A 250-nucleotide genomic window follows, 5' to 3' on the forward strand; every position below is an offset into this window, starting at 1 on the left:
GGTTCGTCCTGGGCACGCTCTGCGCCCGGGCAAGGGAAACCGGCACGCTCAGCGACCGGCAACGCCAGGGGCTGGAGATCCTGGCAGCAGAAGTCATTGAAGCTCTCGCCTTGGAACACCGTGCGGAGGAACTGGCCAGTGCGCTGACCGAGGCGCAGCGCAGCAACACCCTGCTGGCTGGGTAGGCAGGCCGCATCAGCCACGACCTCCGCCATCCCCTGACCTCCATTCTCGGCTACGTCGAACTCAG

Annotated in this window: 2 protein-coding genes; both read left to right on the forward strand. The window is 66.4% G+C overall.

Features of this window, described 5'->3' with window-relative positions; genetic code table 11:
- Positions 1–185, forward strand: a 185-nt coding sequence (locus SCA31_RS24730; protein WP_410699602.1) for a hypothetical protein, incomplete at its 5' end; no start/stop codon positions are given.
- A 9-nt stretch (positions 186–194) separates the two neighbouring features.
- Positions 195–250, forward strand: a 56-nt coding sequence (locus SCA31_RS24735; protein ID WP_410699603.1) for a histidine kinase dimerization/phospho-acceptor domain-containing protein, incomplete at its 3' end; no start/stop codon positions are given.

Source organism: Chryseobacterium sp. SIMBA_028, assembly GCF_046535285.1.
In the GTDB taxonomy this organism is placed as follows: domain Bacteria; phylum Bacteroidota; class Bacteroidia; order Flavobacteriales; family Weeksellaceae; genus Chryseobacterium.